This window comes from Arthrobacter sp. BC5 (assembly GCF_056680255.1).
Genome location: NZ_CM155273.1, coordinates 3,454,608 through 3,480,226 on the forward strand (window position 1 = coordinate 3,454,608; position 25,619 = coordinate 3,480,226).

Annotated in this window: 22 protein-coding genes; 1 reads left to right on the forward strand and 21 read right to left on the reverse strand. The window is 69.5% G+C overall.

Annotated features, from left to right (window positions below):
- The first annotated feature begins 85 nt into the window (after nucleotides 1–85).
- Complete coding sequence (locus AC1MFI_RS16210; protein ID WP_479818172.1) at nucleotides 86–616, forward strand: flavin reductase family protein; 531 nt, start codon at nucleotides 86–88, stop codon at nucleotides 614–616.
- A 10-nt stretch (nucleotides 617–626) separates the two neighbouring features.
- On the opposite strand, the gene dnaE is transcribed toward AC1MFI_RS16210, so the two are convergent.
- From dnaE to mraZ, 21 genes are all read right to left on the reverse strand, one after another.
- Nucleotides 627–4,166, reverse strand: coding sequence for a DNA polymerase III subunit alpha (dnaE, locus tag AC1MFI_RS16215; RefSeq protein ID WP_479818174.1), 3,540 nt, complete (start codon nucleotides 4,164–4,166; stop codon nucleotides 627–629).
- Between the two features lie 70 nt (nucleotides 4,167–4,236).
- A complete protein-coding gene (locus tag AC1MFI_RS16220) occupies nucleotides 4,237–5,172 on the reverse strand; it encodes an RluA family pseudouridine synthase (protein WP_479818176.1) in 936 nt (311 codons plus the stop codon).
- Nucleotides 5,162–5,833 carry a signal peptidase II gene (gene lspA / locus AC1MFI_RS16225; protein WP_479818178.1) on the reverse strand — a complete coding sequence of 224 codons (672 nt, stop codon included), beginning with the start codon at nucleotides 5,831–5,833 and terminating at the stop codon, nucleotides 5,162–5,164. The genes AC1MFI_RS16220 and lspA overlap by 11 nt, the downstream gene beginning before the upstream one ends.
- A 136-nt stretch (nucleotides 5,834–5,969) precedes the next feature.
- On the reverse strand, nucleotides 5,970–6,611 hold the full coding sequence (locus AC1MFI_RS16230; protein WP_479818180.1) for a DivIVA domain-containing protein: 642 nt from the start codon (nucleotides 6,609–6,611) through the stop codon (nucleotides 5,970–5,972).
- 147 nt (nucleotides 6,612–6,758) lie between these two features.
- On the reverse strand, nucleotides 6,759–7,049 hold the full coding sequence (locus tag AC1MFI_RS16235; RefSeq protein ID WP_479818182.1) for a YggT family protein: 291 nt from the start codon (nucleotides 7,047–7,049) through the stop codon (nucleotides 6,759–6,761).
- A 61-nt stretch (nucleotides 7,050–7,110) separates the two neighbouring features.
- Nucleotides 7,111–7,629 (reverse strand): cell division protein SepF, encoded by a 519-nt coding sequence (locus AC1MFI_RS16240; RefSeq protein WP_400484395.1) that lies wholly within the window; start codon nucleotides 7,627–7,629, stop codon nucleotides 7,111–7,113.
- Between the two features lie 97 nt (nucleotides 7,630–7,726).
- Nucleotides 7,727–8,494 (reverse strand): YggS family pyridoxal phosphate-dependent enzyme, encoded by a 768-nt coding sequence (locus AC1MFI_RS16245; protein WP_479820924.1) that lies wholly within the window; start codon nucleotides 8,492–8,494, stop codon nucleotides 7,727–7,729.
- Nucleotides 8,482–9,231, reverse strand: a complete 750-nt coding sequence (locus AC1MFI_RS16250) for a purine nucleoside phosphorylase YfiH/LACC1 family protein (protein ID WP_479818184.1) — start codon at nucleotides 9,229–9,231, stop codon at nucleotides 8,482–8,484. The genes AC1MFI_RS16245 and AC1MFI_RS16250 overlap by 13 nt, the downstream gene beginning before the upstream one ends.
- An 11-nt stretch (nucleotides 9,232–9,242) precedes the next feature.
- A complete protein-coding gene (gene ftsZ, locus AC1MFI_RS16255; RefSeq protein WP_479818186.1) occupies nucleotides 9,243–10,442 on the reverse strand; it encodes a cell division protein FtsZ in 1,200 nt (399 codons plus the stop codon).
- Between the two features lie 220 nt (nucleotides 10,443–10,662).
- Nucleotides 10,663–11,475 (reverse strand): cell division protein FtsQ/DivIB, encoded by an 813-nt coding sequence (locus AC1MFI_RS16260; protein WP_479818188.1) that lies wholly within the window; start codon nucleotides 11,473–11,475, stop codon nucleotides 10,663–10,665.
- Entirely contained in the window at nucleotides 11,472–12,890 is a 1,419-nt protein-coding gene (murC, locus tag AC1MFI_RS16265; protein ID WP_479818190.1) for a UDP-N-acetylmuramate--L-alanine ligase, read from the reverse strand. The genes AC1MFI_RS16260 and murC overlap by 4 nt, the downstream gene beginning before the upstream one ends.
- Nucleotides 12,887–14,008, reverse strand: coding sequence for an undecaprenyldiphospho-muramoylpentapeptide beta-N-acetylglucosaminyltransferase (gene murG, locus AC1MFI_RS16270; protein WP_479818192.1), 1,122 nt, complete (start codon nucleotides 14,006–14,008; stop codon nucleotides 12,887–12,889). The genes murC and murG overlap by 4 nt, the downstream gene beginning before the upstream one ends.
- The gene (gene ftsW / locus AC1MFI_RS16275; RefSeq protein ID WP_479818194.1) at nucleotides 14,005–15,426 is read right to left on the reverse strand and encodes a putative lipid II flippase FtsW; all 1,422 of its coding nucleotides are present in this window, start codon (nucleotides 15,424–15,426) and stop codon (nucleotides 14,005–14,007) included. Before ftsW ends, murG begins: the two co-directional genes overlap by 4 nt.
- Nucleotides 15,426–17,006 carry a UDP-N-acetylmuramoyl-L-alanine--D-glutamate ligase gene (murD, locus tag AC1MFI_RS16280; RefSeq protein WP_479818196.1) on the reverse strand — a complete coding sequence of 527 codons (1,581 nt, stop codon included), beginning with the start codon at nucleotides 17,004–17,006 and terminating at the stop codon, nucleotides 15,426–15,428. Before murD ends, ftsW begins: the two co-directional genes overlap by 1 nt.
- Nucleotides 17,003–18,103, reverse strand: a complete 1,101-nt coding sequence (gene mraY, locus AC1MFI_RS16285) for a phospho-N-acetylmuramoyl-pentapeptide-transferase (RefSeq protein ID WP_479818198.1) — start codon at nucleotides 18,101–18,103, stop codon at nucleotides 17,003–17,005. The genes murD and mraY overlap by 4 nt, the downstream gene beginning before the upstream one ends.
- Nucleotides 18,100–19,644: a UDP-N-acetylmuramoyl-tripeptide--D-alanyl-D-alanine ligase gene (locus AC1MFI_RS16290; RefSeq protein ID WP_479818200.1), complete on the reverse strand. Its 1,545-nt coding sequence runs from the start codon at nucleotides 19,642–19,644 to the stop codon at nucleotides 18,100–18,102. The genes mraY and AC1MFI_RS16290 overlap by 4 nt, the downstream gene beginning before the upstream one ends.
- A gap of 6 nt (nucleotides 19,645–19,650) precedes the next feature.
- The gene (locus tag AC1MFI_RS16295; RefSeq protein WP_479820926.1) at nucleotides 19,651–21,252 is read right to left on the reverse strand and encodes a UDP-N-acetylmuramoyl-L-alanyl-D-glutamate--2,6-diaminopimelate ligase; all 1,602 of its coding nucleotides are present in this window, start codon (nucleotides 21,250–21,252) and stop codon (nucleotides 19,651–19,653) included.
- A gap of 57 nt (nucleotides 21,253–21,309) precedes the next feature.
- Nucleotides 21,310–23,100, reverse strand: a complete 1,791-nt coding sequence (locus AC1MFI_RS16300) for a peptidoglycan D,D-transpeptidase FtsI family protein (protein ID WP_479818202.1) — start codon at nucleotides 23,098–23,100, stop codon at nucleotides 21,310–21,312.
- Between the two features lie 60 nt (nucleotides 23,101–23,160).
- Nucleotides 23,161–23,817 carry a cell division protein FtsL gene (gene ftsL, locus AC1MFI_RS16305; RefSeq protein ID WP_479818204.1) on the reverse strand — a complete coding sequence of 219 codons (657 nt, stop codon included), beginning with the start codon at nucleotides 23,815–23,817 and terminating at the stop codon, nucleotides 23,161–23,163.
- Entirely contained in the window at nucleotides 23,814–24,815 is a 1,002-nt protein-coding gene (gene rsmH / locus AC1MFI_RS16310) for a 16S rRNA (cytosine(1402)-N(4))-methyltransferase RsmH (protein ID WP_479818206.1), read from the reverse strand. Before rsmH ends, ftsL begins: the two co-directional genes overlap by 4 nt.
- Nucleotides 24,816–25,045: 230 nt before the next feature.
- Nucleotides 25,046–25,477: a division/cell wall cluster transcriptional repressor MraZ gene (gene mraZ, locus AC1MFI_RS16315; protein WP_479818208.1), complete on the reverse strand. Its 432-nt coding sequence runs from the start codon at nucleotides 25,475–25,477 to the stop codon at nucleotides 25,046–25,048.
- Nucleotides 25,478–25,619: the final 142 nt, after the last annotated feature.

Consider the following 25,619-nt stretch of genomic DNA (forward strand, 5'->3'; position numbering starts at 1 on the left):
GTGGTGGCAGCGTGAACGGCCTCCGCTCGGAGGGGCCCGTCCGCAAGCGCGTTGTCCGCCGCCGTCGATCCTCCGGAGGAACCACGTGAACAACCCCAGCATCGCGCCAGCAGCCCTGCAGCCAGCGCCCGAACTGCACGGCGATTCATTCCGCGAGGTGTTCCGGCGCCATGCCGCCGGCGTCGCCATCATCACGGCGACCTACGACGGCGTGCCGTACGGCTTCACCGCGACGTCCGTCGCCTCGCTGTCCGCCGAGCCGCCGCGCTTCTCCTTCAACATGGCCAGGACGTCCTCCTCGTGGCCGGCGGTCGCGAACACCAACTTCGTCGGGGTCCACATGCTCAGCACGGAGAACGAGGGACTGGCGAACCGTTTCGCCCGCACGAAGGACCGCTTCACGGGCGACCACTGGGAACCGGGGCCTGAGGGAGTGCCCGTCCTCAAGGACGTGGCCGGCTGGCTCGTGGGGCGGATCAGCATGCGCCTGTCCTTCGAGAACAACGCCGTCGTGGTCGCCGAGGTCGTCGCAGCGAGCATCGGGCCGGACGGCGCTCCCCTGCTCTACCACGGCGGCAGCTACGGCACACCGACGGCCACCGACTACGTCATCTAGCCGGCGCGGTTCACGCGTCGAGGCAGGCGGGGCCGAGCAGCACCTTGAGGTCGCCGAAGAGTCCCGGCGTCGGATTGACCCGCAGGTCGACGCCGAGCTTCATCACCTCGACCTTGCGGGACCCGTTGAGGCGGATCAGTACCTCGCTCGTTCCCGGGTGCGTCCTGAGCACATCGCCGAGCGCGGTCACGGCCGTCTCGGTGGCCTTGTGCTGCAGCATCGAGATCACCACCGGCCCGGAGTGCCCCTCGCTGAGGTCCGGCACGGAGAGCTCCTGCGCGTTGAGCATCACGGCGCCGTCGTCCCGGCGCTGCAGGCGTCCCCGGACCACCACGATCAGGTCCTCCGCCAGCACCCCGGAGATCGGACCGTAGACCTGGCCGAAGAACATGACCTCCATGGAACCGGCGAGGTCCTCGACCTCGGCACGGGCGTAGGCGTTGCCGCTGTTCTTCGCGATCCTGCGCTGCAGGGAGGTGATCATCCCCGCGATGGTGACGATGGCGCCGTCCGCCGGTCCTTCCTCGCTGATGATCGACGGGATGGAGGAATCGGCGTGCTGGCCGAGGATGCCCTCCAGGCCCTGCAGCGGGTGGTCGGACACGTAGAGCCCGAGCATGTCCCGCTCGAAGGAGAGCTTGTCCTTCTTGTCCCACTCGGGCAGGTCGGGCACCTCCACGGAGAGCCCGCCCACGGCGCCCCCGCCGTCGTCGAACGCGCTGAACAGGTCGAACTGGTTCGCCGCCTCGTTGCGCTTGAGGACGATCACGGAGTCCACGGCCTCCTCGTGGATCATCGCCAGGGCCCGGCGGGGGTGCCGCAGCGAGTCGAAGGCCCCGGCCTTGATGAGGGATTCGATGGTGCGCTTGTTGCAGACGACGGCGGGCACCTTCTGCAGGAAGTCGCTGAAGGAGCCGAAGGCGCCCTTCTCCTCCCGCGCGCCGACCATCGCGCCGACGACGTTCGCACCCACGTTGCGGATGGCACCCATGCCGAAGCGGATGTCCTTGCCGACCGGGGTGAAGTTCACGCTCGACTCGTTGACGTCCGGCGGCAGGACGGTGATGCCCATGCGGCGGCACTCGTTGAGGTAGATCGCCAGCTTGTCCTTGTCGTCGCCGACGCTCGTGAGCAGCGCCGCCATGTACTCCGCCGGATAGTGCGCCTTGAGGTACGCCGTCCAGTAGGAGACGAGGCCGTAGGCCGCGGTGTGGGCCTTGTTGAAGGCGTAGTCGGAGAAGGACTCGAGCACGGTCCACAGCTTGTCCATCGCGGCCTGCGAGTACCCGTTGGACTTCATGCCCGCGAAGAAGTCCGCCTGCTGCTTGTCCAGCTCGGACTTCTTCTTCTTGCCCATGGCGCGGCGCAGCATGTCCGCCTGGCCGAGGGTGAAGTTCGCCAGCTTCTGCGCGGCCGACATCACCTGCTCCTGGTACACGATCAGGCCGTACGTCCCGCCGAGGATCTCCTCGAGCGGCCCCTCGAGCTCGGGGTGGATCGGCTCGATGTCCTGCAGCCCGTTCTTGCGCAGCGCGTAGTTCGTGTGCGAATTCACGCCCATGGGGCCGGGCCGGTAGAGCGCGAGGACGGCGGAGATGTCCTCGAAGTTGTCGGGGCGCATGAGCTTCAGCAGGGACCGCATGGGACCGCCGTCGAGCTGGAAGACGCCGAGGGTGTCGCCGCGCGCCAGGAGCTCGTAGGACTCCCTGTCGTCGAGCTCGAGGTCCTCGAGCACGAGCTCGGTGTCCTTGTTGGCCTTGATGTTCTCGACCGCGTCCGTGATGATCGTCAGGTTCCTCAGGCCGAGGAAGTCCATCTTGATCAGTCCGAGCCCCTCGCACGTGGGGTAGTCGAACTGCGTGATGATCTGGCCGTCCTGCTCCCGGCGCATGATCGGGATGATGTCGATCAGCGGATCCGAGGACATGATGACGCCCGCGGCGTGCACGCCCCACTGGCGCTTGAGCCCTTCGAGGCCGAGCGCCGTCTCGAAGACCTTCGCGGAGTCGGCGTCGGTCTTCAGGAGCTCGCGCAGTTCCTCGGCCTCCGAGAAGCGCTTGGCATCCTTGTTGTGCACGTCCGCCAGGGCGAGGCCCTTGCCCATGACGTCCGGCGGCATGGCCTTCGTCAGGCGCTCGCCCGTGGAGAACGGGTAGCCCATGACGCGGGAGGAGTCCTTCAGGGCCTGCTTGGCCTTGATGGTGCCGTACGTGACGATCATGGCCACGCGCTCGTCGCCGTACTTCTCGGTGACGTAGCGGATGACCTCCGAGCGGCGGCGATCATCGAAGTCGACGTCGAAGTCGGGCATGGAGACACGCTCGGGGTTCAGGAACCGCTCGAAGATGAGCCCGTGCTTGAGCGGGTCGAGGTCGGTGATGCGCATCGCGTACGCCACCATGGAGCCCGCACCCGAGCCACGGCCCGGGCCCACCCGGATCCCGTTGTTCTTGGCCCAGTTGATGAAGTCCGCGACCACCAGGAAGTAGCCGGGGAAGCCCATCTGGGTGATGACGCCCACCTCGAACTCCGCCTGCTTGCGGACGTCGTCGGGCACGCCGGCCGGGTAGCGGAACTGCAGGCCCGTCTCGACCTCCTTGACGAACCAGGACTGCTCGTTCTCCCCCTCCGGCACGGGAAAGCGCGGCATGTAGTTGGCCTTGGTGTTGAACTCGACGTCGCACCGCTCGGCGATGAGCAGCGTGTTGTCGCAGGCCTCGGGGTAGTCCCTGAAGATCGCCCGCATCTCGGCGGGAGACTTGAGGTAGAACTCGTCGGCGTCGAACTTGAAGCGCTTGGGATCCGCGAGGGTCGAGCCGGACTGGACGCAGAGCAGCGCAGCATGCGCCTTGGAGTCCTCGGCGTGGGTGTAATGCAGGTCGTTGGTGGCCACGAGGGGCAGGCCGAGCTCCTTCGCGAGCCGGATCAGGTCGGCCTTGACGTTCCGCTCGATGTCGAGCCCGTGGTCCATCAGCTCGCAGAAGTAGTTCTCCGCACCGAAGATGTCACGGAAGTCCGATGCCGCCTGCCGTGCCTCGTCGTAGAGGCCGAGCCGGAGCTTGGTCTGCACCTCGCCCGAGGGGCAGCCGGTCGTCGCGATGAGGCCCTTGCCGTAGGTCTGCAGGAGGTCGCGGTCCATGCGGGGCTTGTAGAGGTAGCCCTCGAGGGACGCCAGCGAGGACATCCGGAAGAGGTTGTGCATGCCGCCCGTGGTCTCGGACCAGAGGGTCATGTGGGTGTACGCGCCGGCACCCGAGACGTCGTCGCGCCCTCCGCCGCCCCACTGGACACGCGTGCGGTCGTTCCGGGCGGTGCCCGGGGTCAGGTATGCCTCGACGCCGATGATGGGCTTGATACCCGCGCTGTTGGCCTTGCTCCAGAAGTCGAAGGCCCCGAAGACGAACCCGTGGTCCGTGGTCGCGAGGGCCTTCATCCCGAGTTCCTCGGTGTGGCTGAACAGGTCCGTCAGGCGGGCCGCGCCGTCGAGCATCGAGTACTCGGTGTGGTTGTGGAGATGGACGAACGAGTCTGTTGATGCAGGAGTAGCCACCGGACAAGTCTAGTGCTCCCGCACCGCGCGGGCCGTCGTCGGACCTATCGCCCGAGGTGGCTACGGCGTGTCACACGAGTCCGTTCGACAGGGCGGTCAGCGCGTAGGCGAGGTCGACGGGATAGGGACTCGTGACCGAGACCGGCTCCCCGGTCCGGGGGTGTGCGAAGCCCAGCCGGTGCGCGTGCAACCACTGCCGCGTGAGGCCGAGCTCGGCGGCGAGCCGCGGATCCGCCCCGTACGTGAGATCTCCCGCGCAGGGGTGGCGCAGCGCGGAGAAGTGCACCCGGATCTGGTGTGTGCGGCCCGTTTCGAGGTGCACCTCCACGAGGCTGGCACGGCCGAAGGCCTCGAGGACCTCGTAGTGGGTCACCGAGTCCCGGCCTCCCTCCATCACCGCGAAGCGCCACTCGTGGTGGGGATGGCGGCCGATGGGGGCATCGATCGTGCCCTTCAGCGGCTCCGGCAAGCCCTGCACCACGGCGTGGTAGACCTTCTCGACCGTCCGCTCCTTGAAGGCGCGCTTGAGGGCGGTGTAGGCGGGCTCCGTCTTGGCGACCACCATCGCACCCGAGGTCCCGACGTCGAGACGGTGCACGATGCCCACGCGCTCGGATGCGCCCGACGTCGAGATCCGGTACCCGGCGGCCGCGAGGGCTCCGACGACGGTCGGTCCGACCCACCCTGGTGACGGGTGCGCGGCGACGCCGACCGGCTTGTCCACGACGACGAAGTCCTCGTCGTCGAGCAGGATGCCCATGCCGTCGACGGCCTCCGGGATCACACGGTGCTTGTCCTCGGGATCCGGCAGGTCCACGTGGATGCGGTCGCCGCTCCGGACACGGTCGGACTTCGCGAGGGGGGCGCCGTCGCGCAGCACCCTCCCGTCGGCGCACCACTGCGCGATCGCGGACCGGGAGACCTCCAGGAGCCGTGCGAGGGCGGCGTCGGCGCGGCTTCCCCCGTCGGCGTCCGCGATCACGACCTCCCGGCGTTCACCGGCCATGATCGTCTCCGTCCGTGGGACCCACGGCATCGTCGGGCGGGGTCGCGGCGCCGGCCCGCCCGTCCTCGCCGCGGCTGCCGTCCATGCCGATCCCCCGCAGGGTCAGGATGCAGATGAGCACCACTCCGCTCACCACGGCGGAATCGGCGATGTTGAAGATCGCGAAGTTCGGCAGGGCGATGAAGTCCACCACATGTCCCTGGCCGAAGGACGGTTGCCTGAAGAGCCGGTCCGTGAGGTTGCCGAGCGCGCCACCGAGGACCAGGCCCAGCGCCACCGACCAGCCCCACGACGCCACCTTCCGCACCTGCAGCACGATCGCGGTGGCGACGACCACCATGATGATCGTGAAGACCCAGGTGTAGTCCGTGCCGATCGAGAAGGCCGCGCCGGGGTTGCGGATGAAGCGCCAGTTGAGCAGCGGCGGGAGGACCGGCGTGACCTGCCCCTCGCTCATGGTCGACACGACCCACCACTTCGTGAGCTGGTCGATCACGTAGGCCGTGACGGTGCACAGGAGCATCACGACGCCGTAGCGCGCCGGGTTCCTCCCGGCATCGCCGGGCTCGGCGCGGGGCCGGGTCTGCGCCGCGGAATCCTCTGGGGCCTGCCTCGCCCTGTCCGGTTCGGGCGTGGGGTCGGCTGGCTGGTGCTCGTTCACGATCCATCCAAGGTCTCGGTGCTGATGGAGTGCCGCTACGAGGGCCGTAACGGCGGAAGGACCGGTTGCAGGGGTCATGCCCCCGGCAACCGGCCCTTCCGTAGCGGGCCCGACGGCGGTCGGGCCGGATGTACTGCTAGGAGGCCGCCGCGTCCGATGCGAGCGAACCGCGGGCATCCAGGTCGCGGAGCTGGCCCTCGATGTAGGCCTTGAGCCGCGCCCGGTAGTCGCTCTCGAAGCCTCGGAGCTGCTCGACCTTGCGCTCGAGGACGCTCTTCTGCTCCTCGAGGTCCCCGAGGGTCTTCCGGCTCTTCTCCTGGGCGTCGTTGACGAGGCCGCTGGCCTCGATCTGCGCCTCGGCGATGATCTTGTCGCGCTGCTCGACACCGGCGTTGACGTACTCGTCGTGCAGGCGCTGCGCCATGGCCAGGACGCCTGCGGCGGACTCGGCGCTTCCTGTCGACGCTGCGGGAGCGGCAGGCGCGGGAGCAGGTGTGGGTTCCTCGTCCGTCGCGGTGACTGCTGCTGCCTTGGCATCCGTGGAGACGTCCTCGGTCTGCGAGCTCGCCGCGACCGGGGCGGGCACCGACGTGGTCTGCGTGGCATCGGAGGGGCCGTCGCCGATCCTGCGTCGCAGTTCCTCGTTCTCGGAGTTCAGGCGGCGGAGTTCGACGACGATCTCGTCGAGGAAGTCGTCCACCTCGTCCTGGTCGTAGCCCTCGCGGAACTTGGTCGGCTGGAACCTCTTGTTGACAACGTCTTCTGGCGTCAAGGCCATCTGGTCACCTCATACTCTGGGAAGCCCGCCCACGTGAAAAGCGGACATGGCTGCGGTACCGAATTGTGGACATGAATTACTCGATTCACGCCGAACTGTGAATCAGCGTATATCTACTCGAACTGCATCACGAAACGGACTCGGACGCTAGTCCGCGAGACCCGCGGACACGGACATCAGTATCAGCACCACGATGAAGAGCACCAGGAACGCGAGATCGAGCTGCACTCCGCCGAGACGGAGCGGTGGGATGAGCCGGCGGAGGGCCTTGATGGGCGGGTCGGTGACCGAGTAGACGCCCGAGGCGAGCACCAGTGCGGACTTCTGCGGCCGCCAGTCGCGAGCAAAGCCCTGGACGGCGTCGTAGATGATGCGCAGGATCAGGGCGAGCTGGAAGAGCATCAGTACGAGGTAGATCAGTGCGAATACCAAACTCACAGAGCGGTTCCAGTCCTTCGGGCCTTGAGGGGGTCGAACGCGACCGTGGCGGCCGCCGGGCTCAGCTCTGGTTGAAGAAGCTGGTCTGTGCTTCGCTCGCCTTCAAGTCCTCGCCGAGGACTTCAATATACGACGGCGAGAGCAGGAACACCTTATTGGTGACCCGCTCGATGCTGCCGTGGAGGCCGAAGACCAGTCCTGCCGAGAAGTCGACGAGCCGCTTGGCGTCTGCCTCGCCCATGTCGGTGACGTTCATGATCACGGGGATGCCGTCGCGGAAGCTCTCTCCGATCAGCTTGGCGTCGTTGTAGGAGCGGGGGTGGATCGTGGTGATCTGGCGCAGGGCCGCGGAGTCCTCGCGGGACGACGGCGCGCGCTTGATCGGCGTGACGGGAGCGCGGTACTCCTCGGCGGGAGCTACGCGGGCGGCGGGAGCGGGCTCCAGGTGGCGTTCGTCGCGGTCGTAGTCCACTGAGTACTCCTCGTTCCTGCTGTGCGCGCTTTTCGTTTCGGGCTCGTAGTGCTCATCACCATCGGCGAGCCCAAGGTAGATCATCGTCTTGCGCAGTGCGCCAGCCATGGTGACTCCTGTTCTGAGAGAGTGGATTGGTGGGTTCCGGGGCATGCCCCACTCGGCAGACCCGGCCGCCCGTCGTGCCGCCGTTCTAGCTCAGACGCTACCCCACGGCCGGACGCGGACCGAGAACATCAGATCCAATCCGCAGGTGTGTCGCCCCGGCTGCGACAGCCTCCTCGAGGTCGCCGCTCATACCGGCCGAAACGGCCGAAGCCGAGGGTGCGACGGCGCGCACCGTGTCCGCGATCCGCAGCAGACGACCGAACGCCGCTGCCGGGTCCGCACCCAGCGGCGCGACGGCCATGACGCCGGCGAGCCGGAGACCGGCGGTCCCCACCACGGCACGGGCGAGGTCGGCTCCCTCCTCCGGGAGGGCTCCTCCCCTTCCCCCGGACGCGGCTCCCGGGTCGAGGTCGAACTGGAGGAAGCAGTCGAGGTCGGCACGGGCGGGGATGCCCGCAGCGGCCCGCCGTTCCTGCTCCGCCGCGACGGCCTTCCCCAGGGACACGACCAGCGGTGCGCGGTCCACGGAGTGCACGCTCCGGGCATACCGGACGACGGATCGGGCCTTGTTGGTCTGCAGTTGCCCGATGAAGTGCCAGGCGAGGCCGAGGTCCTCCAGTTCGGCTGCCTTGGCGGCCGCTTCCTGGTCGCGGTTCTCGCCGACGGCCCTCACGCCGAGACCGGCGAGGATCCGCACGTCCGACGCCGGGAAGTACTTGGTCACGACGATCAGTTCGGGTTCGGGCCGCCCCGCCGCGGCTGCGGCCGCGGAGATGCGGGCCCGGACCGAGGCGAGGCGCGCCTCGAGGTCCTGAGCGCGCCCGTCCGCTTCCCGGTTGCTGTCCGGGCCGTTCACGTGCGCCAGACCAGTCCGGCGATACGGCCGGCTCCCGGTTCTCGGCGGTGCGAGTACAACGCGCCGTTCTCCAGGGTGCAGGCCGTTCCCGTGCCGTACACCTGCTCCACCGTGACCCCCGACTCTTCGAGCTGACGGCGTACGGCCGCCGGCAGGTCGAGCGCCGGCGTACCGGCCCGCGTACGGGAGGCCGCCTCGGGACACTCCGCCGCGAGTGCCAGCATCATGTCCGCGGGCACCTCGTAGCAGGATCCACACACCGACGGGCCGATCCACGCCGAGAGAGCCCGTGCGCCCTGCTCCCGCAGCACCCGGACGGCACCCGGGACGATTCCGTTGCCCACGCCCGCGCGCCCGGCGTGGACGACGGCGGTGGCTCCCGTGCCGCCGTCCGCGGCGGACGCATCCGCCAGGACGATCGGCACGCAGTCCGCGACCAGGACGGCCAGCGCATCCGTTCCGTCCGGGGAGACCATCCCGTCGGCATCCGGGGCCCGGGTCTCCGCCCCGCCGACGAGCACGACGCGATCGGAGTGGGTCTGGCTCATGAAGCGCAGCGATCCCGCCGCGACGCCCATGATGGACTCCAGCACCAGCCGGTTGCTCCGGGCCCGGTCCGGGTCCCCACCCACGTGGAGGGCGAGGTTCCCGGCGGCTGCGGACGTGAAGCCGACCCGGAGACCGGGACGGACCTCCTCGTTCCAGTAGAACGGGGAGGTCCGTACGGGACCAGCGGCTGGGTGCATGGACTGCCGGACTACTTCAGGAAGTCGGGGACGTCGAGATCGTCCGAGCGTCCCGCGGACAGGTCCGGCTCCACGATGGCGGGGAGGTCCACGTCGAAGCCCGAGTCGGCGGGCACGGCCTGGACGTTCTGCGCGCGCTGCTGCGACCATGCGCCGAGGCCTGCAGTCGCGGCACCGGCCATACGGCGCTGGTCCCCTCCGACGCTCGGCGCGACGGCCGGTCGGCTGGCGGGAGCGGCGGCAGCGGCCGGCTGCGAGGTGGCATCGACCTGGTCGAAGCCGGCCGCGATGACCGTCACGCGCGCCTCGTCGCCGAGGGCGTCGTCGATGACCGCACCGAAGATGATGTTCGCCTCCGGGTGGGCGACCTCCTGCACGAGGCGGGCGGCCTCGTTGATCTCGAAGAGCCCGAGGTCGGAACCACCCTGGATCGAGAGGAGCACACCGTGCGCGCCATCGATGGATGCTTCGAGCAGGGGCGACGCGATGGCCAGCTCCGCCGCCTTCACGGCGCGGTCCTCGCCGCGGGCCGAGCCGATACCCATGAGCGCCGAGCCGGCGCCCTGCATCACGGACTTCACGTCGGCGAAGTCGAGGTTGATCAGGCCCGGGGTGGTGATGAGGTCGGTGATGCCCTGGACACCGGACAGCAGGACCTGGTCGGCCGACCGGAAGGCGTCGAGCATCGAGACGTTGCGGTCGCTGATGGACAGCAGGCGGTCGTTCGGGATGACGATGAGGGTGTCGACCTCCTCGCGCAGGGTGTCGATACCGCTCTCCGCCTGGTTGGAGCGTCGGCGCCCCTCGAAGGTGAAGGGACGCGTGACGACGCCGATGGTCAGGGCGCCGAGGGACCGCGCGATGCGGGCGACGACGGGGGCGCCGCCGGTGCCCGTGCCACCGCCCTCTCCTGCCGTGACGAAGACCATGTCGGCCCCGCGCAGGACCTCCTCGATCTCCTCGGAGTGGTCCTCGGCGGCCCGACGGCCCACTTCCGGATCCGCTCCTGCACCGAGGCCGCGGGTGAGCTCGCGGCCGACGTCGAGCTTGACGTCCGCGTCACTCATGAGCAGCGCCTGGGCGTCCGTGTTGATGGCGATGAACTCCACGCCGCGGAGCCCGACCTCGATCATCCGGTTGACGGCGTTGACGCCGCCGCCGCCGATGCCGACGACCTTGATGACGGCCAAGTAATTCTGAGGTGCTGCCACGTCCTGTGTCCCTTGTTCGAATCTGTGTGCTGTACGGGGGCTGCCGGTGGTCCGGCTTCAACCTTCACCTGCAACAACGTTAACGTTCAGGTTGAGAGTTAACGTTATGTCAAGTAACTTCTATGTCCGACGCTAGTGCATGCGTCGGACGTTGCAACGACCCGACACCGCGTGTCGGGCGTGTCGGCGCGGCGTGTTGCCCGGATGCGCTGCGCGTCCGTCACCTCGTCACCGGCCGGCCGGGGGTGCTGACGTCGAACTCCTTGACCGGCGGATCGGTCTCCGGCATCGCCAGCAGCGCTTCGAGCACGTCGGCCTTCTCCGCGCTGCGTTCCGCGCTCCCCCAGAAGATCTTCCGGTCCCCGGCCAGGGACAGGCGGATGGAGTCCACGCTCGCCGCCGACGCGTTGTTGAGCCGGGACAGGACCGAGGCGGGCAGCTCGGCCAGGACCGTGGTGATCGACGAGAAGACCTCGGAGTTGACCGCGTTGGTCCCGCCGTCGATCAACGGCAGCCTGACGTCTTCGCGCTGTGCCACGCTCGTGAGCTGGCGTCCCTCCGAGTCGATGAGGACGAACGAGGCACCGTTCTGCAGGACGGCGACGGGGACGCGCTCCCGGACGGTGACCACGAGGGTCGACGGCGGTTCAGCGGCGATGTCGACGTCCTCGATCGGCGCCTTGTCGGAGAGCAGCCCGCGCACCTTCTCGGGCGAGATCCTGGTGAGCGATGTCCCCATCAGGGGGGCGAGGGCGGCGTCGACCTCCGCTGTCGTGACCAGCGAGTTGCCCTCGACCACGACGGCCCGCAGGGCGAGGGCGGGTGAGAAGACGACGTAGGCCACGACGCCGCCGAGGACCAGGACCACCGTCATGACCGCGAGGAGGGCGTTCCGCAGCCGGTGCGATCTCCTCCGCGCGGGGAAGTCGAGGACGTTCCCCTGCGGCAGGGCTCCGTCCTGGCGGTCGAGCAGCGACACACTGCCGCGACCCGGTGCCGTGCGCGTCGTGACGCGCGGCTTCCGTGGCGTCATTCCGTGCCCTCCGACGGTCCTGCAGCGACGGCGCGTTCCCTGAGGCGTGCCACCAGCTGGACGCCGTACTGGGTGACGTCTCCCGCACCGATGGTGAGGACGATGTCTCCGGCCCGCGCATGCCCGGCGACGATCCGCAGGGCCTCGGCCGGGTCCTCCACGTACGCTGCACCGGACCCTGGCATGAGGTCGGTGATCGTCCAGCCCCCGACGTCGTCGACCGGATCCTCACGGGCCGCGTACACCGGCAGGACGGTCGCGGTGTCCGCGAGGGAGAGCGCGTCGGCGAATCCACCGGCGAATTCCCGCGTGCGGGAGAACAGGTGGGGCTGGAAGAGCACGTGGACGCGGTGCTGCCCGGCGACCGTGCGGGCTGCGGTGAGGGCCGCCCGCACCTCGGTCGGGTGGTGGGCGTAGTCGTCGACGACGCGGACGCCGTCGCCCTCGCCGCGTGCCTCGAAGCGGCGCGCCGCTCCGGAGAACAGCGAAAGGCCCGTGGCCGCGACCGCCGGGTCCACACCGAGTTCCAGCGCCACGGCGAAGGCCGCCGCGGCGTTCAGGATGTTGTGGCGTCCCGGCACGCTCAGCTGCAGCTCCTGCTGGGCGTCCAGTCCGTCGACGGCGAACGAGAGCACGCTGTTGGTCGTGCTGCCGACGGCCCTCGTGTCACTGATCCTGATGTCCGCGGTCGCGGCGTACCCGTAGGTGCGGACGCGGCGCGGCTCCGGCACCCCGGCGGCCAGCGCGGCGGCCCCGGGATCGTCGGCGCAGGCCACGAGCAGGCCGTCCTCGGGCACGCGCCGGGCGAACTGCCGGAACGCCTCGTGCACGGCGTCGGCCGTGCCGTAGTGGTCGAGGTGGTCCGCCTCGGCGTTGGTGACCACGGCGATCCGCGGGGTGTAGTTGAGGAAGGAACCATCGGACTCGTCCGCTTCCGCCACGAAGACGGCCCCGCCGGTCCACTCGGCATTCACTCCGAGCGCCGCGACGTCGCCCCCGATCGCGAAGGAGGGATTCAGCCCCGCCTGCCGCAGCAGGACGGTGATCATCGCCGTCGTGGTGGTCTTCCCATGCGTCCCGGCGACGGCGACCGCCTGGCATCCGTTCATCGCTGCGGCGAGTGCCTGCGACCGGTGCAGGACAGGGAGCCCGCGCCGACGGGCCTCGACGAGTTCGGGATTCGTCGCACGGATCGCGGAGGACACGACGACGGTCCCCCCGGCCGGCACGGCACCCGCCGTGTGCCCGACGTGCACGTCGGCTCCGAGGGCCGCCAGGGCGCGGAGGCCCCTGGAGTCGGCGGCGTCCGAGCCGGAGACGCGCAGTCCCTGGCCGAGGAGGACGCGAGCGACGGCCGACATCCCGGCGCCGCCGAGTCCGATGAAGTGCACGGGTTCCTGCAGGGCGGCGTTCATCGTGCTCCCTCCGAAGCCTCGAGGACCAGGCCGGCCATCCGGCGGTCGGCGTCCCGCACGCCCCGCGCATAGGACGCACCCGACATCGCCCTGAGCCGCGCGGGATCGGTGACCAGCGTCAGGACGTTCGCCCGGATCCAGTCGGCGGTGAAGGCCGCGTCCTCGACGAGGACGGCACCGCCGGACTCCACGAGTCCCGCGGCGTTGAGCTTCTGCTCCCCGTTGCCGTGCGGGAGCGGTACGAGCACGGCCGGCAGGCCGACGGCGCTGATCTCGCTCACCGTGGCAGCCCCGGCACGGGCGATCAGGAGGTCGGCCGCCGCGTAGACGCGCTCCATGCCGTCGACGAACTCGACCTGGTGGTAGCCGGGCACTGCGAGCCGGGCGCCGTCCTCCCCGAGGACCTCCTTGCCACGCCCCGTGATGTGGAGCACCTGGACGCCGGCCGCGGTCAGCGCGGGCACGGCGGCGGCGATGGAGCGGTTGAGGCTGGCAGCCCCGGATGACCCACCGGTCACGATGAGGGTCGGCCGGTCCCGCTCCAGCCCGAGGGCGGCGCGGGCCCCGTCACGGGTCACGGCGCGGTCCAGTTCGGCGATGCTCCGGCGCATGGGCATCCCGACCAGCACGGCGCCGGCGAGGCCGGTGCCCTCGAAGGCGACGGCGACGCGGAAGGCGATCCGGGCGCCGACGCGGTTCGCGATCCCGGGACGTGCGTTCGCCTCGTGGATCACCACGGGCACGCGCTGCATCCACGCAGCCAGGTAGACGGGCGTGGAGACATAGCCGCCGACTCCCACGACGACGTCGGCGGCGGCCTCCCTCACGATCGCGCGGGCCTGCCGGACGGCGCGGACGAGGCGGACCGGCAGCTTGACGAGGTCGACCGACGGGCGCCGCGGCATGGGCACGCGGTCGATGGTGCGCAGCTCGAAGCCGGCGGCGGGGACGAGTCGCGTCTCCATGCCGGCCTCGGTCCCGACGGCGGTGATGCGGGTACCGGGCCGCTGGTCGACGATCGCCCCCGCGATCGCGAGGAGGGGACTGATGTGGCCGGCCGTGCCGCCGCCCGCGAGGACGACCGACACCGCGCGTTCAGGCGTGGAGGGGTGTGTCATGGATGTGCGTGGTCTCTTCCTGGGGTGGAGGGCGTGGCGATTCGGGAGGCCGCCGATACCGGTGCCTGTGCGTGCGGCATCTTGCGCGCGAAGGACAGCAGGACGCCGACGGCGGCGAGTGTGAAGGTCAGGGCGGACCCTCCATAGGAGGTGAAGGGCAGCGGCACCCCGATGACGGGCAGCAGGCCCGTGACCATGCCGATGTTGACGAAGGCCTGCCCGATCAGCCACACGAGGATCGAGCCCATGAGGATCCGCACGAACGGATCGGTGTAGCGCAGTGCCACCCGGATGGTGGCCACCGCGAGGATGCCGAACAGGAGGACGACGACGAGGGTGCCGATCAGTCCGAACTCCTCGCCGATGATGGCGAAGATGAAGTCGTTGTGCGCTTCCGGGATCCAGTTCCACTTCTGCCGGCTCTGGCCGATCCCCACGCCGAACCATCCGCCGGAGGCCATGGCGAACAGCCCGTTGTCGGACTGCAGGCACAGATCCGCCCCGTCGTCGCAGTTGAGCCCGAGCCAGGCGCTGATGCGCCCGCCCCGATTGGAGCTCGTCGCGACCATCAGCAGGGAACCGGCCAGCGCGGCGGTCCCCGTGAGGGCGAACAGCTTGAGGGGGGCGCCCGCGAAGAACAGTGCAGCCCCCGCGATCATCATGAGCACCAGCCCGGTCCCGAGGTCGCCACCGATCAGCACGAGGCCGATCGGGAGTCCGCCGAACGGCAGGGCCGGGATCAGGGCGTGCCTCCAGTCCCTGATGAGCGCCTTCTTGCGTTCCAGCACGGCCGCGAACCACAGCGCCAGCGCCAGTTTGGTCGGCTCGGACGGCTGGAAGGTCTGGCTGCCGATCCGGATCCAGTTCTTGTTGCCGTTGATCTCGACGCCGATGGCGAGCACCAGGACCAGCAGCACGATGGCGATACCGAGGCTGGGCCAGGCCAGCGCCTTGTAGGCGCGGGGGCCGAGCCGGGAGAGCACGAGCATCAGCACCAGCCCTGCTCCGGCCCAGACGGCCTGCTTGATGAAGAGGTCGAACGTGTCCTTGCCCTCGGAGATCGCCTCCACGGAGGATGCCGAGAGCACCATCATGAGGCCGATGGCCGTGAGTGCGAGGGCCGCACCGAGAATCAGGTAGTAGCTCGATCCCGAGGGGGTGTGGTCCGATCCCTCGAGGAGCACCCAGCCGCGCCGCAGGCGTGCACGCAGGCCCTTCGGCTGCTGCTCCGCCGTCTCCGCCGGGTGCGCCGCCGTCGTCGCCCCGCCCGCCTTCACGGTATGCGCCTTGGCAGCGGCACTCGTGCCGGCGGAGGCCGGGGTTGCACCGCCTGGACCGGCCGGCCGGACCGCCTCCTTGGCCCGGGCAGGCCGGACGGACGGCTTGCGTCCGCCAGGACGGGTTGGCGTGGTCGCCATTACGCCTCCTTCGCGCTTGTCCCCTGAGCGCCACGTGCGCGGACGGCCGCCATGAAGGCGGCTCCCCGATGCGCATAGGAGGAGAACTGGTCCATCGACGCGGCAGCCGGAGCCATCAGCACGGTGTCGCCGTCCCGGGCGAGGCGCGCTGCTTCGGCAACAGCCCACTGCATCAGGGCTTCGCCGGCTACCGGATCGGGTGACCCGCCGCTCGTCGGCCCCCGTCCAGTGTGAAGGCTGGGGTGGAGGGAGACGGGAACCTCGGGCGCGTGTCGGCTGAGGGCCCCCTGGAGCGGGGCGGGGTCCGCCCCGAGCAGGACGACCGCGCGGAGGCGCTTCGCGTGGCCCGTGACGAGGTCGTCGTAGGAGACGCCCTTGGAGAGGCCGCCGGCGATCCAGACGACGGAGGAGAACGAGGCGAGGGACGCGGAGGCGGCGTGCGGGTTGGTGGCCTTCGAATCGTTGATCCAGAGCACGCCGTCCTCGTTCGCCACGACCTGGATCCGGTGGTCCCCCGGCTGGAACGCCCGGATGCCGTCGCGGACGGCCGACGCCGGGATGCCGGCGGCGCGCACGAGGGCGGCCGCAGCCAGGGCATTGGCGACCAGGTGCCGCGGGACGACCTCGCCGAGTTCGCCGATGGAGGCCAGTTCGGCGGCGGAGTCCTTGCGCTGCTCGATGAACGCACGGTCCACCAGCAGGTCCTCGACGACGCCCATCATGCTGACGGAGGGCGTGCCGGTGGTGAATCCCACGGCCCTGCAGCCCTCGACGACGTCGGCGTCCTCGACCATCACCTCCGTCTCCCGCTGCTCGGCGTTGTAGATGCAGGCGACCCGGGTCCGCTCGTAGACCGAGGCCTTGGCCGCGAGGTAGGCCTCGTAGCTGCCGTGCCAGTCGACGTGGTCCTCGGCGATGTTGAGGCACACGCTGGCGAGCGGCGAGATCGAGTGGGCCCAGTGGAGCTGGAAGCTCGACAGTTCGACGGCGAGGAAATCGTAGCCCTGCGGGTCGCGGATCACGTCGAGGATCGGGGTGCCGACGTTACCTGCCGCGACGGCCCGCTTCCCGGCGGCCAGGAGCATGGACTCCGTGAGGCCCACCGTCGTCGTCTTCCCGTTGGTGCCGGTGATGGTCAGCCACTCCGCAGTGGGACGCCCCTCCCGGATCCGCACGCGCCACGCCAGCTCGACGTCCCCCCAGATGGGGACACCGGAGGCTGCTGCGTCCACCAGCAGCGGCTGCGTGGGTCGCCAGCCGGGCGATGTCACCACGAGGTCGGGCTGCTCGCCGTCCACGCGCGGGAGTGCGGCGGCGTGCTCGGCGCCGAGGAGCACGTCACGGGCGCCCACGATGCGCAGTGTGTCGGCTTTCGCCTCGTTCTCCTCGGTTGCGCTGCCGTCGACGACGACGACGACGGCGCCCAGCTCGATCAGGGTGTCCGCTGCCGAGAAACCGGAGGCGCCGATGCCGGCGACGACGACCCGGAGGCCGGCCCAGTCCGCGTCCCAGGTGGTGAGGTCCTCCAGCCGTGGGGTCTCCCATATGGTGGGGGGCGCGACGCCGTCCGCCCCGCTCATCCCACGACCCATTCCGCATAGAAGATCCCGAGCGCTCCGGCCACGAACAGTCCCGCGAGGATCCAGAACCGCACCACGACCGTCACTTCCTGCCAGCCCTTGAGCTCGAAGTGATGCTGCAGCGGCGCCATCTTGAACACGCGCTTGCCGCCGGAGAGCTTGAAGTAGCCGACCTGGATGATGACCGAGAGCGTGATCATGACGAACAGTCCGGCCAGGATGACCAGCAGGAGCTCGGTGCGGGACAGGATGGCGAAGCCCGCGATCGCGCCGCCGATGGCGAGCGATCCGGTGTCCCCCATGAAGATCTTCGCGGGTGAGGTGTTCCACCAGAGGAACCCGACGAGCGCCCCGCACATGGCCCCGGCGATCAGGGCGAGGTCCAGCGGATCACGCACCTCGTAGCAGACACTGCCGGCGCCGGGCGTACCGCAGCTCTGGTTGCTCTGCCAGATCCCGATCAGCATGTAGGCGCCGAAGACGAGGATGGAGGCTCCCGCCGCGAGTCCGTCCAGCCCGTCGGCGAGGTTCACGCCGTTGCTCGCCCCGGTGATGATGAGGTTGGACCACACGACGAAGAGGATCGCGCCGACGAGAGTCCCGGCGAATGCCAGGTCGATCGGGGTGTCGCGGATGAAGGAGATGGCCGTCGAGGCCGGTGTGCGGCCCTCGTCGTTCGGGAACTTGAGTGCCAGGACCCCGAAGACGATCCCGACGGCGCTCTGGCCGATGATCTTGGCCGGGGCGCTCAGGCCGAGGCTACGCTGCTTGGAGATCTTGATGTAGTCGTCGGCGAACCCGACCAGCCCCATGCCCGCGGCCAGGAACAGCAGCAGCAGTCCGGAGGCGCTGGGCCCGCCGACCGGGGCTCCCGTGGCCATCATGAGCAGATGGGTCAGGAAGTACGCCAGCAGGACGGAACCGACGATCACGGCCCCGCCCATGGTCGGCGTACCGCGCTTGGTGTGGTGGGCGGTGGGTCCGTCGTCGCGGATGAACTGGCCGTAGCCCTTGTTCACCAGGAGCCTGATGAACAGGGGCGTGCCGACGAACGCGAAGAAGAGCGCGGAGGCCGAGCCTATGAGGAGTGCTATCACGGCTGGTGGGCCTTTCCGGAGGCGTCAGACGCGCTGTCCGCCTCGAGGTCTGCGTTCGGGAGGTCTGACGTGCCGGCTGCCTGTTCGCCGGGCGCCGCGCCCGGCCGCGCGTGGGCCACGCGGTCGCCGAGGAAGCGCAGTCCGGCGCCGTTGGAGGACTTGAAGAGGACGATGTCACCGGGCTCGAGTTCGGCCGACAGCAGCCGCTCAGCCGCCTGAACGTCCTCGACGTGCACCGCCTCGCTCCCCCAGGAGCCCTCGAGCACTGCTCCGTTGAACAGCGCCCGCGTGTTCGGTCCCACGCAGATGAGCTTCGAGATGTTCAGACGGACCACCACGCGGCCGAGCAGGTCGTGCTCCTCGATGGAGCGGTCCCCCAGTTCGAGCATCTCCCCGAGCACCGCCCAGGTCCGCCGTCCCCGTTCCCGCCCGAGTTCGGCGAGGGTCCGCAGAGCGGCCCGCATGGATTCGGGGTTCGCATTGTAGGCGTCGTTGATGACGGTCACGCCGTCGGCGCGCTCCGTGCGCTCCATGCGCCAGCGGCTCGCGGCCGTCTGGATCCGCAGGCTCGCGGCGATGCGGTCGGGAGCGACGCCGAGCCCGTAGGCGACGGTTGCGGCGGCCAGCAGGTTCACGGTGTGGTGCAGGCCGAGGAGCGGGGAGACGACGTCGTGCTCGCTGCCGTCCGGGAAGACCAGGGTGAAGGAGGGGTTGCCCGCCGAGGTCGTCGTGCTGTTCCGCGCGCGCACGACATCGTGGCCGTCCACGGGGAAATCGGCCGACGAGGTGAAGAACGCCTTCCGTGCCCCGGTGCGGCCCTGCATCGCCAGGACGCGCTCGTCGTCGGCGTTGATCACGGCCGTGCCGGCAGGCGCCAGCGCTTCGAAGAGCTCTCCCTTGGCCAGGGCGATGTTCTCGACGCCGCCGAACTCACCGGCGTGCGCAGAGCCGACGCCGAGGACGACGCCGATGTCCGGCTGCACGAGGGAGGCGAGGTAGGCGATGTGGCGGGGTTTGGTGGCGCCCATCTCGATCACGAGGTAGCGCGTGTCCCACCCCGCCTCGAAGACGGTCAGCGGCACGCCGACCTCGCCGTTGTAGGAGCCGCGGGGCGCGACCGTGGGTGCCTCGGCCGCGAGGATCCCGGCCAGGAGGTCCTTGGTGGTGGTCTTCCCGGCCGAGCCGGTGATCCCGATGACCGTCACGTCTCCGGCGGCGCGCAGGCGGCGGACCGTCTCGGCGGCCAGCGTGCCCATCGCGAGCACGGCGTCGGGCACGACGACGGACGGGAACGGGACGCCGTCGGCGTCGGGCACCGACCGTTCGGCCAGCGCGAGCACGGCGCCGCGCCGGAAGGCGGACTCGACGAACAGGTGCCCGTCCGATTCCGCACCGGGCTTCGCGACGAAGAGCGACCCGGGGACGCTCTCGCGCGAATCGGTGGCCGCGGAGGTGACGGTGATGGCAGGACCGGCGGGGTCGGTACCGACCAGGACCCCTCCTGTGAGTGCCGCGATCTCGGCTGCGCTGAATTCAATCATGTCGGTTCAGGACTCTATCCCGGACGCGGAAAGCCCAGAGAATCCGTGCCTTGTCAACGCGGAACGCAGTTCCACGCGGTCGTCGAGGGAGAGGTTGATGCCCTTCACTTCCTGCCACACCTCGTGGCCGCGGCCGGCGACGATGACGGTGTCCGATGCCGTGGCCAGGGAGACGGCGCGGTCGATCGCATCGGCTCGCGGGAACACCTCCAGCACCTCGCACGCCAGCCCCTCGTCCCGTACGGCGGCTTCGGCGCCCTCCCGGACCGCACGTCGGATCACGGCGTCGTCCTCGTCGTGGGGATCGTCGTCCGTCACGATCAGAATGTCGGACAGGCGTGCGCCCACCGCACCCATGACCGGGCGCTTCGTCTCGTCACGCTGGCCGGTCGCCCCGAACACCGAGATGACCCGGCCTCCGGGCCTCCGCACCGACGCAAGCGTGCGCTCGAGCGCATCGGGGTTGTGGGCGAAGTCGACGATCGCCGCCGGGGCCTCCCCGATGAGCTGCATGCGGCCGGGAACCTCGGTGGTGAACGGGTCATGCGTAGCCAGCGCGTGCTGGATGTCCTGGACGGGGACTCCCGACGCGAGGACCATCACGGTCGCGAGCGCCGCGTTCGAGATGTTGAAGGTCCCGGGCAGTCCGCTGCGCACCCGGAGCTGGTCTCCCGCGCGGGACCGGAGGACGAAGGCGTGCCCCAGCCCGCTCTGCTCGATGTCGCTGACGGTCCAGTCGGCGGGGTACGGATCCTCGCGTGTCTCCGCCCGGGTGCGCAGGGTGAGGACGGGGACCTCCGCGGTTCCGGCGAGCCTGCGGCCCCAGGCGTCGTCGACCAGTACCACCGCGCGGCGGGTGCGCTCGCGGGTGAAGAGTGCGGCCTTGACGGCGAAGTACTCCTCCATGCTGCCGTGGAGATCGAGGTGGTCCTGGGTCAGGTTCGTGAATCCGGCCACGTCGAAGCGGACGCCGTCCACGCGACCGAACTCCAGCGCATGGGAGGACACCTCCATGGAGGCCGCCGCCAGGCCACGTTCGCGCATCAGGGCGAGGAGGGAATGGACCTGAGGCGATTCGGGGGTGGTCAGCGCGCTGGGGATGGCCTCGCCGCCCGCGCGGATCTCGATGGTCCCGATCAGGCCCGTGGACCTGCCCAGTGCCTCGAGGAGCGCAGTGAGGAAGTAGGTGGAGGTCGTCTTGCCGTTCGTCCCCGTGATCCCGAAGAGCGTCGGGGCGGAGCCGTCGTCGTCCGGCCGGCCACCGAAGATGGCGCGGGCGAGCGGCCCCACGGCGCGCCGCGGGTCGGGCACGACGACCACAGGAGGGAGATCGCGACCCGGTGTGGCCCGGCGTCCCACGATCTCCGCCCCGGCAGGGTCGGTGAGGATGGCGACGGCTCCGGCGAGGACGGCCTGCGCAGCGAACTCGGCCCCGTGCCGGGTTGCGCCCGGCAGGGCGGCGTAGACGTCGCCGGGGAGGATCGACCGCGAGTCGAGCGTGATGCCGGAGACGACCGGCAGCTCCCTCGGGACGGAGGGACCGGCGAGCGTCCCGATGGCGTCGAGGGCCTCCGACAGGCCTACCGGGTGCGGGACACGGGGTCGCATCAGGGAAGCGGCGCTTCCCTGCGTGGTGTTCGATTGCACGGTGCTATGGCCTCCGGGTCAGTATTCGACCGGGTAGATGTCCGGCTTGGTCGTCGAGGCCGGGACGTTGTTCGAATTGAGGACCTGCTTCATGACCTTCTGGAAGGACTGCCCGGGAATGAGGTAGTACAGGTCTCCCTGGGGCCGCTGAAGCGTGACGACGACGACGTACTCGGGATCCTCGATGGGCGAGATCCCGGCGTAGGAGAGAGTGTAGCCGTCGTATCCGCCGGTCGCGCTGGGCGCCTCCGCGGTGCCGGTCTTGGAACCGACACGGTACTGCTCGAGCTCTCCCGACTTGCCCGAGCCTTCCTGCGTCACCGTCTCGAGCATCTTACGCATCTCGGTGGCCGTCTCTTCGGACACCACCTCGGTACCCTCGTCCTGGGGCACCTCGTGCTCCGTGCCGTCCGGATCGATGTAGGCGTCGATGAGGCGTGGCGTGAGGCGCACGCCGTCGTTGGCGATGGTCTGGTACACCATCGCCGTGTGCAGTGCCGTCTGGGTCAGGCCCTGCCCGAACAGGACGGTGTACTGCTGGCGGTCGTCCCAGTTGTCCGGCGTCGTCAGCAGGCCCTGGTTCTCCTCGCCGAGACCTGTTCCGAGCGGCTCGCCGATCCCGAACTTCTTCAGCCAGTCGTAGCGTTCCTGCTTGGTGAGCTTCTCGCCGATCTGCACGGTGCCGGTGTTCATGGACTTCGCGAGGATGCCGGCGGCGGTCCGCTTCTCGGTCTCGTGCTCGGACGAATCCTTGAAGGTCTGGTTCCCCACCGTGTACCGGTTCTCGAGGACGAACTTCGAGGTCGGTTCGATCAGTCCTTTCTCGAGTGCCGCGGCCATTGTGACGACCTTCGTCGTCGAACCCGGCTCGAAGGACGCGCTGACGGAGTTCGGGCTGCGCTTGTCCCCCGGTGTCGCCTCGGGGTCGTTGGGGTCGAGGGTGGTCGACTCAGCCATCGCGCGGACCGCACCGGTCTTCGCCTCGACGACGACGATGTTGCCCCACTCCGCGTCGTAGTCCTTCACCTGGGAGGCGATGGTCTGCTGGGCGAACCACTGCAGGTCCTGGTCGATGGTCAGCCGTACGCTCTGCCCGTCCACTGCCGGGACGTCCTCGTTCGTCGCGTACGGGATGCGGATGCCGTCCCCACCGATCTCGAAGGTCCGGCTTCCGGCCTCGCCCGTCAGCTGGTCGTCCAGGGACACCTCGAGCCCCGACCGCGCGGCGCCGTCGGTCCCCACGTAGCCGATGATCGATCCGGCGACCGGCCCCGCCGGGTAGGTACGGACGCTCGTCATGTCGGCGTAGACACCGGGGATGCCGACGGCGAGGGCACGGTCCTTGACCTCGGGCGTCACCGACTGCGCCACGTAGTTGAAGCTCTTGTCCCCCATGATGGACGCCTTCAGGGTCTCCGCGTCAATCCCGAGGACCGCCGAGAGTTCGTCGAATCCCTGATCGATGGGGATGTCCGTCTCGCGTTCGTCCGAGCCGACCGCCGTGCGGTCGAACTCCTCGACGGCGCTCAGCCGCTGGTCGACCACGATGTCGTAGCGTTCGACGCTCCGCGCGAAGTACTTGCCGTTCATGTCGACGATCGAACCGCGGATCGGCTGTACCGCGGTGCTTGTCAGCCGTTTGGACAGCCCGGCCTGAGCCATCCCGTCGAGGTCGAGTGCCTGGAGCTGGAACAGGCGGAGGCCCAGGACCGTCAGCAGGACCAGGACGAAGGCCAGCCCCACGCGGAGCCGGGTCGATCCGAGGGCCAGACGGAGGCTGTCGGGGCTGCCGGTGCGTGCAGGGGTCACGGAGGAATCCTTGTCGATCAAAGGGTGCTGCGGATAGCGGGACGACGGGCGTGTCGCCTGCTACCGGTCGGACCCGACCTGCTCGGGGCCGGGGATCGTTCCCGACGCCGAGCTGTCCGCCTCCGCGGCCGCGCTCTCCGCTGCGACACCGTCGCCCTCGACGCCCGCTTCCGCAGGCGCCTCCGCTGCCACCGCACCCGGCTGCCCGGTGGCGAGGTGGGGCGCGGAGATCAGGACCTCGGGCTTCGGGCCTTCCTTCGCAGGCTCCGGGGTGCCCGTCACCTTCTTCGAACCTAGCTCAATGGTCCCGAAGGTCGGGGAGGAGACCATGCCGAGTTTCGTGGCGGACGCCGCGAGGTTCTGCGGGGCTTCCTTCCCCTCGATCTCGAGGACGAGAGCCTCGTTCTGCTGGCTCAGGGCGACCTGCTGGTTCCGGAGCTGCACCAGTTCGTACTGGGTGCCGGACACGGAGATGTTCAGCATGAGGACGGCGGCCAGGGCGGCCCCCAGCACGAGGAGGCTGAAGACCGCGAACGGCACGCGCCGGCGCGTGGGCCGGGCAGGAACGACCGACAGCGGCGTACGGGGCCTCTGCACCGTCTCCCGCACCGCGCCGGTGGAGGCTCCCGCCAGCCGTTCGTGGGAGACGGCGAGGGCGCCGTTCCCCGCGAAGGCGACAGCGCCGTGTCGCTTCTCAACAGTCAATGCCTGGCTCATCTGGTTTTCCTGTCGACGGGTCGTGCCGTGATTCGCTCCACTGCCCTCAGCTTGGCGGAGGCAGCGCGTGGGTTCTCTTCGATCTCCGCCGGCGTGGGCGCTTCGGTGCCGCGCGTCAACGAACGGAGGTACGCCTTGTGCTCCTCGAGTTCCACAGGGAACCCGACGGGCGCCGAGGACTTCGTTCCTGCGGTGAAGGCGCTCTTCACGATGCGGTCCTCGAGGGAGTGGTAGGACATCGCGACGACCCGGCCACCGACGCGGATCGCGTCGACGGCAGCCGGTACGGCTCGCTCGAGGACGGTCAGTTCCTCGTTGACCTCGATCCGCAGCGCCTGGAACGTCCGCTTGGCGGGGTGTCCCCCGGTTCGCGCTGCCGCAGCCGGCACGACCCCTCGGATGACCTCGACGAGCTGGGCCGTGGTGCGGAAGGGCTCGGTCCGGCGCGCCTGCACGATCGCCGTCGCGATCCGGCCGGCGAACTTCTCCTCGCCCCACGTACGGATGATGCGCAGCAGGTCCTCCGCGGCATAGGTGTTGACCACTTCGGCAGCGGTGATGCCCCTGCTCGTGTCCATGCGCATGTCGAGCGGCGCATCGAAGGAATACGCGAAGCCGCGGTCGCGCTCGTCGAGCTGCAGCGATGAGACACCGAGGTCGAAGAGGACGCCGTCGACACCGTCGATGCCCAGGTCTTCCAGCACCTCGGGCAGCTCGTCGTACACGGCATGGACGAGGTCGGTGCGGCCGGCGAAGGGAGCAAGGCGCTCCCCTGCCAGCTGGAGGGCCTCGGTGTCGCGGTCGATCCCCACGAGGTGGGCATCGGGGAAGCGTTCCAGCATGCTCTCGGAGTGTCCGCCCATGCCGAGCGTCGCGTCCAGGACGACGGCGCGGCGTCCAGCGGCCTCGGCTGCGGCGACGGCCGGCGCGAGGAGGGAGACGCACCGATCTCGGAGGACGGGAATGTGTCGCTCGCCCGTCGGCCGGTCACCGCGCATGCACCCTCTCCTCCCTGCAGTTCGTCATACGTCGTCTCGGTGTTCTGCAGGCTGCATGGAGGACTGTGCGCCTTCTTGAATCAGACCCCCATCCGGCCGGCGGATCGTCGCCTGGCTCCGGGGAAGTGGAGCCAGGTGGATGACCTGTCCGGCGGCTGGAGATCTCATCCAAGGAGACGTTCCCACCCGCGTCGTTGCTGCGCTCTTGTCCTGCTGGTCCTGCTGTGCTGTCAGATGATGCCCGGGAAGGCATCCTCGTCCGTCTCGGAGAACGCTGTCTCCTTCTCCGTCAGGTAGGACTCCCATGCCCCGGCATCCCAGATCTCCGCGCGGCTTCCGGCTCCGATGACCGCGAGGTCCCGGTCCAGTCCCGCGTACGTCCTGAGTGCCGGCGGGATGGTGATCCTGCCCTGCTTGTCGGGCACCTCGTCCGAGGCCCCTGACAGGAAGATGCGGTTGTAGTCCCTCGCCTGGCGTGACGAGATCGGCGCCGCCCGCATCTGTTCGTGAACCCTTTCGAACTCACTCATGCTGAACACGTAGATGCAGCGCTCCTGGCCCCTCGTGAGGACCAGCCCCTCGCTCAGTTCCTCCCGGAACTTGGCGGGGAGAATGAGCCTGCCCTTCTCGTCCAGGCGGGGGGTGTGAGTTCCGAGGAACATCCCTGACCGCCTGTTCCGAGTCCGCCAAGCCCAGCCCGTTGCTGCCTTGCTCTTATATTCCCCACTTTACTCCACAAGTCCCCACCGTCAACGTACCCGGGCCGTGGCGCGCCCCCTTCCGGGCCCCTTTCCGGGATGTCCG

Coding starts and splice junctions, on each gene's coding strand:
- murD (WP_479818196.1), bottom strand. CDS start 17,006: ATGAGCGGGGCGGACGGCGTCGCGCCCCCCACCATATGGGAGACCCCA.
- AC1MFI_RS16230 (WP_479818180.1), bottom strand. CDS start 6,611: ATGGCCTTGACGCCAGAAGACGTTGTCAACAAGAGGTTCCAGCCGACC.
- rsmH (WP_479818206.1), bottom strand. CDS start 24,815: ATGCGCGGTGACCGGCCGACGGGCGAGCGACACATTCCCGTCCTCCGA.
- AC1MFI_RS16290 (WP_479818200.1), bottom strand. CDS start 19,644: ATGATTGAATTCAGCGCAGCCGAGATCGCGGCACTCACAGGAGGGGTC.
- murC (WP_479818190.1), bottom strand. CDS start 12,890: ATGAACGCCGCCCTGCAGGAACCCGTGCACTTCATCGGACTCGGCGGC.
- AC1MFI_RS16295 (WP_479820926.1), bottom strand. CDS start 21,252: ATGCGACCCCGTGTCCCGCACCCGGTAGGCCTGTCGGAGGCCCTCGAC.
- ftsW (WP_479818194.1), bottom strand. CDS start 15,426: ATGGCGACCACGCCAACCCGTCCTGGCGGACGCAAGCCGTCCGTCCGG.
- murG (WP_479818192.1), bottom strand. CDS start 14,008: ATGACACACCCCTCCACGCCTGAACGCGCGGTGTCGGTCGTCCTCGCG.
- mraZ (WP_479818208.1), bottom strand. CDS start 25,477: ATGTTCCTCGGAACTCACACCCCCCGCCTGGACGAGAAGGGCAGGCTC.
- AC1MFI_RS16250 (WP_479818184.1), bottom strand. CDS start 9,231: ATGCACCCAGCCGCTGGTCCCGTACGGACCTCCCCGTTCTACTGGAAC.
- AC1MFI_RS16260 (WP_479818188.1), bottom strand. CDS start 11,475: ATGACGCCACGGAAGCCGCGCGTCACGACGCGCACGGCACCGGGTCGC.
- AC1MFI_RS16220 (WP_479818176.1), bottom strand. CDS start 5,172: ATGGCCGGTGAACGCCGGGAGGTCGTGATCGCGGACGCCGACGGGGGA.
- AC1MFI_RS16240 (WP_400484395.1), bottom strand. CDS start 7,629: ATGGCTGGCGCACTGCGCAAGACGATGATCTACCTTGGGCTCGCCGAT.
- ftsL (WP_479818204.1), bottom strand. CDS start 23,817: ATGAGCCAGGCATTGACTGTTGAGAAGCGACACGGCGCTGTCGCCTTC.